Source organism: Deltaproteobacteria bacterium (assembly GCA_012522415.1).
GTDB lineage: Bacteria > Desulfobacterota > Syntrophia > Syntrophales > JAAYKM01 > JAAYKM01.
On sequence record JAAYKM010000019.1, the window covers coordinates 1 to 4,917 of the forward strand.

At 53.2% G+C, this 4,917-nt stretch carries 5 protein-coding genes and 1 tRNA gene; 2 read left to right on the forward strand and 4 right to left on the reverse strand.

Translation table 11 applies throughout. From position 1 onward, the window contains the following. From GX147_01355 to GX147_01370, 4 genes are all read right to left on the reverse strand, one after another. A partial coding sequence (locus tag GX147_01355) for a helix-turn-helix domain-containing protein (GenBank protein ID NLN59357.1) occupies positions 1–111 on the reverse strand: 111 nt, incomplete at its 3' end. Between the two features lie 25 nt (positions 112–136). Further along, positions 137–454, reverse strand: coding sequence for a hypothetical protein (locus GX147_01360; GenBank protein NLN59358.1), 318 nt, complete (start codon positions 452–454; stop codon positions 137–139). A gap of 445 nt (positions 455–899) precedes the next feature. Next, positions 900–1,433 carry a cob(I)yrinic acid a,c-diamide adenosyltransferase gene (locus tag GX147_01365; GenBank protein ID NLN59359.1) on the reverse strand — a complete coding sequence of 178 codons (534 nt, stop codon included), beginning with the start codon at positions 1,431–1,433 and terminating at the stop codon, positions 900–902. Between the two features lie 128 nt (positions 1,434–1,561). Beyond that, on the reverse strand, positions 1,562–3,442 hold the full coding sequence (locus GX147_01370) for a hypothetical protein (GenBank protein ID NLN59360.1): 1,881 nt from the start codon (positions 3,440–3,442) through the stop codon (positions 1,562–1,564). Positions 3,443–3,635: 193 nt separating this feature from the next. On the opposite strand from GX147_01370, the gene GX147_01375 reads away from it, so the two are divergent. Together GX147_01375 and GX147_01380 are read left to right on the forward strand one after the other, a co-directional pair. Further along, positions 3,636–3,711: transfer RNA gene (locus tag GX147_01375), tRNA-Ala, on the forward strand. A 334-nt stretch (positions 3,712–4,045) separates the two neighbouring features. Then, positions 4,046–4,804: an MFS transporter gene (locus tag GX147_01380; protein NLN59361.1), complete on the forward strand. Its 759-nt coding sequence runs from the start codon at positions 4,046–4,048 to the stop codon at positions 4,802–4,804. Positions 4,805–4,917: the final 113 nt, after the last annotated feature.

Genomic DNA, 4,917 nt, shown 5'->3' on the forward strand with positions numbered 1-4,917 from the left:
AAAACCATGCTCCTGAAAGGCCCGCTTGTACTCGTAAAACTGGCTCCGGGACACGTTGTGACAACGGCATGCCTCCGATACGTTCCTGATCCTCTCGGCGAGCTGTAGCAATGTGAGCCTCTTCTGTCTCTTTTTTTCAATATAACCCAATAATCTTACCAATAATTACAGCAATAGGTTGATTGTTTCTATCATAAGTGTTTGAAGAATTTGCCCCTGAGTAAGGTTTAACTTTAGTGGCGGTTACTTCCCATTTATTAGAAGAGTTAGCTCCTGAATAGGGTTTAATGGTCTTCCCGTCATATGTCCAAGTATTTGAAGAATTAGATCCAGAATATGGCTTAAATTTTTTACCATCAAATACCCATGTGTTTGAAGAGTTTGCTCCACTTTTCGGCTTTAGTTTTCTTCCATCCCATCCCCATGTTCTTGGTAGCTCAATCTTGTTTGCCATAATAGGCCTCCTTTATTTTACCGCTAATTATATAAAACGCTCCGAATATGGTTAATCCAGAACGTTTTATTTAATACTTGCTCCGCAACGCGGAGTCCTTCTAACGCCTGAATTAAGCCGTGACGCGAAGCGGCCTCGGCTTGAATGAATTGTTAACCGCGTACCGGGTTGCGGAAGACAACTTCCCGCGAGTAGTTGACTATCTCAACCGCGGGCGCCTGTTGCGCGATGCTCTCAACAGAGCTATGAAGCCTGCCGGCACCGCCAATTCGAGGGCCCTCTCCAGTACTTAATTATCGATTTCAATTTGTTCGATGAGCCCCATTTGCCCCTGTCAACCGCCTTGCGAAACACGTTATAGAGGCTGATGCAGGGTTATGATAATCTGAATGCTCTGGCCCCCTCGATTCCCCGCTCCGGGGCCGGGCCGATGCCGTTCATTCAATCAGAACTCCACCCCCCGTTTCGCTCTCATTTTCGTGTCGAAGCCGTGTTTTTGGCAGACCATGACCGTGACCGTGTCGGCCATGGCGGCGAAGGACTCCGGGGCGTCCCGTCCCGTCAGGACCCAGGTCAGGCCGGGAGGGGAATTGAAAAGCAATTCCAAGACCTCTGTTTCCGAAACCAGGCCAAGCGCGCAGGCCGTGCAGATTTCATCGAGGATCACGAGATCGCAGGCGCCGTTACGCAGCCGTTCCCCGACCCTTTTCAAACCGTCTTCGGCGGCCCTTTGATGCGCCGCCAGGGCTTGCCTGTCGTCCGCTCCGGTCGGGACGAATCCGAGTCCCGCCTGATGAAATTCCACATGCGGAAAAAGCTGGAGGGCCTGCCTTTCCCCTGTCCGGGGATCGTTCTTGATGAACTGAACGATGAAAACACGCAGACCGTGCCCCACCGCCCGCAGGGCCATACCTAGGGCGGCGGTCGTCTTGCCCTTGCCGTCGCCGGTAAACAGAAGAATCCGTGGACCCTCGCTCATTTCATTTCCTCCACGTCGTTCAGAACACGGCCGTTCCATGCCGCTCGTAAACAGGTGACGAGGCGGACCCGCCAGGCGGCCGCCGCAAGGAAGGGAGACGCTTGTGTCCCTGGCGATAAACACCGGTCCTACATCAAATCATAAAAGGAAGAGACGTATTTCAGGCGTTCCCTGTAACGGTCCGCACGAGCCGGGTCCCGTTTTTCATAGAGACCGATCAGCTTTGCCAGAACCATTGTCTGGCCGGAGTTGATCTCCAGTGATTTTTCGTAGTTCCGGGCCGCCTCCGTATAATTCCGCTGGGACCACAGGACATCGCCGATCATGTCGAATTTCCTGGCCGCGGCGAAAGAGTCATCCCCGATTTTATTGAGATAAGCGTAACCTTGTCTGAAATTTCTTTTCATGAAATAGTGCGTCGCCAGGGCCGTATTGGCGAAAGCGGAAAAGGGCTTGTTCATGTCCGACGATAACCGCCAGTACTCCAGGGCTTCTCTGCCTCCCCCCACGGAGTTCATGACAATGGCGTGCGTGTTGTAGTAGGCCGTTTTATCGTCCGTTCCCCGGACGGGCAGATTTCCAAGGACGAGAAAAAAAAGGGCAAGAGCAATCAACGCGGCGCTCCGGCGAGAGTTCCTCTTTTGGATCGCTTCGACAATCTGCATGGCCCCCATTACGGCGAAGGGGATGAGGAGGGTCGCAAAGGGCAGGCGGTATCGCCCGTTTGAGAAGAACAGAACCATTGTCGAGGCGTAGGCGGCCAGAATGAGAAAGACGGCCCTTTGTTTCCTGTCGCGCCTGAGTCCGGTGATCAAAGCGACCATGGCCGGGGGAAATATCAGCCAGAAACCGACGAAGGGTATCCCGAACGTTTTCACGAACTGTCCCAGAAAGCCGATGTCGTAGTGGTCGCACGCCTCGAAACGGTGGACCATGACGAGGGTCTTGCGCCACAGCTTCCACAGAAACACGTCCGGCTGGTTTGCCGCCTCCCTCAAGGTCTCTCTCGTCCAGTAGCGGGACGCCTCTTCGGAGGTCAGGGTTTTCCCGGCCCGGCGGCTTGCTTCGATGGTAAACTGGATGCCCTGTTCGAAAGGTGACGATGTGGCAAAGGGAACGGGGCGATAGTAGGGGTCCGGGTTGGCCGGGTTGTTTCCGAGGTAGAGGTTGAAACCGCCCTGGGAGGTGGTCAGGGCGACCTTTCCCGCAACCAGGCCGTTGCGGATCATGAACGGGGACAGGGTAAGGGCCGTTCCCAGCAGGACCAGGGACAGAGCCGCTGCGACCCGCCCGGGCGGGAAACGGTCCCGATAGATGTGCCAGAGGGGCAGCAGGAAAAGAATGGGAACGATCACCAGCGCGTTGGGCCTCGCATTGATTAAAAGGCCCGTGGCAAGGCCAAGCGAAACCGCGGCAACGGACAGACGCCTTGTCATGGTTGCGCCGTCCGTTCCAGGGGTCTCCCTTGCCCCGGCGAGGGTATCCATCAAATCGAGAAAAGCGTACAGGACCCAGGCGAAACAGAAAGCCGACAGAGCCTCCTTGAGGGGGACGACGCTGTAAAGGATGAGGGGACCGTAGAGGGCGGCGACCAGCCCGGCCCAGAGGCCCGTTTTCCGGTCGGCCAGGGCTGTTCCGATCAGGTAAACGAGCCAGCATGTTGCGGTGCCCAGAATGATGTTCATGACCCTGACATAGATCAGGTCGGCCGAGAAGATTTTATACAAAAACGCCATGATATAGGCAAAAAGAGGCGCGAATTCATAGACCGACCGGGAGGAGAAGGTGCCCTCGGCGATCTTTTTGGCCCACTCATGGTACACGCTCTCATCCCAGAGGATGAAGCTGAAATAGGGCGTTTCCGATAAATCGGCCAGGGCGATGAGCCTCACCGTCAGGGCGAGAAGAAGAATGCCCGCCAGGAAGAGGTTGTGTCGGCCGGTACGATCGGCAATCTCCTTTTCGATTGTCCGTAAGGGTTGTTTTTTCCTGGAGGGTTTTTTTTTCATGATCGCTTTTTCGCCGACGGGCCGCTTCCATGTCATGCGGTATGGATTTTATACAGCCTCGTACTGTTTTTTGATGAAAATGTCAATTCGTAGCTGAACAAATGCTTGACATTTCATCGGTCCTTCAGGTATGTTCCCATCGTTTTTCCCGGGTCATGGCATGCGAGGGAGCGTTCATGGTCCTTATTTTTCCGGGGATGTAGCTCAACTGGGAGAGCGCGGCGTTCGCAATGCCGAGGTCAGGGGTTCGAGCCCCCTCATCTCCACCAGAACATAATCCGATGATGTCCATCGGAGTCCAAAACCCGCTAAAAATAGCGGGTTTTTTACTGCCGTGACTTCAGGGGAGCGGTGCGCTTTTCCGTCGTTCTGAAAGGTCGATGCTCTGATCGTCCGTCCCGGGGGAGGGGTAAAAGCCACATCGCCCAGGTTCTCGACCGTTGCGCCATCCGTACCGGTTATGACGTGCTTTTCACCAGCGCCCCCCGGGCCGCCAACGGCCTGGAAAGGTGGTTCGCAAGGCCGTTACGGCCGATTTTTCCTGTCAAGCTTTATCGATAATATGTTAGGTGGCAGCAACCACATGACTCCGGACAACAGTGAATGAAACCCAAAAAGCGTATTTTCAATTCTCGATTCCACCGTGACATGCTTCTTTTTATTTCAACTGTCGCCATGTTCGGTTTTGCAGAGAGTGTCGTCAATTCAGTTTTTAATAACTATCTTGACGCGACATTTCATCTTGACAGTCTTCAGCGGACGTTTTTGGAGCTGCCCAGAGAATTGCCTGGATTCTTGATCATTTTTGTCTCTGCAGCGCTGTTTTTTGTAAGAAGTCGCAGGCTTGCAGTGATAGCCAGCGTGCTTGGGGCCTCTGGTCTCATTTTAATGGCCTTCTTCTCTTTTACCTTTCACTGGATGTTTGCCTGGCTGTTTATTCTGAGTCTCGGGCAGCATCTTTTTTTGCCGTTAAGCACAAGCATAGGAATGGAGCTTGCCCGGGAGGGTAAAACCGGCAAGCGCCTGGGCCAGCTTAACGCAATTCGCAATACCAGCATGATTGTGGGCAGCTTTGCCATCGTACTCTGTTTCAAATACTTTGAATTCAATTTCCAACAGGCTTTTCTTTTGGCCGCCCTGTTTTATCTTGCCGGTGGTGCAATTATTTTCTCCATGCATCCGGGAGAAGCTCACAGACCGAAACTCCATCTCAAACTCCACAAAGAATATCGTCTCTACTACTGGCTTTCAATTCTGTACGGCACCAGAAAGCAGATATTTTTGACATTTGCGCCCTGGGTGCTTGTGACGGTTTTTAACCAGCCAACTCAGGTCCTCGCGACTCTTCTTAGTCGGTTCTGAAAAAGTCTATTTTGATAAAGCGTCACCGTAAGAGATGGTTCTTTGATAATTAGAAAGCCATTGGAAAATTAGACGCAAAAAAGCGGCTGCCCACCGCAGCAGCTTGGCAAAGT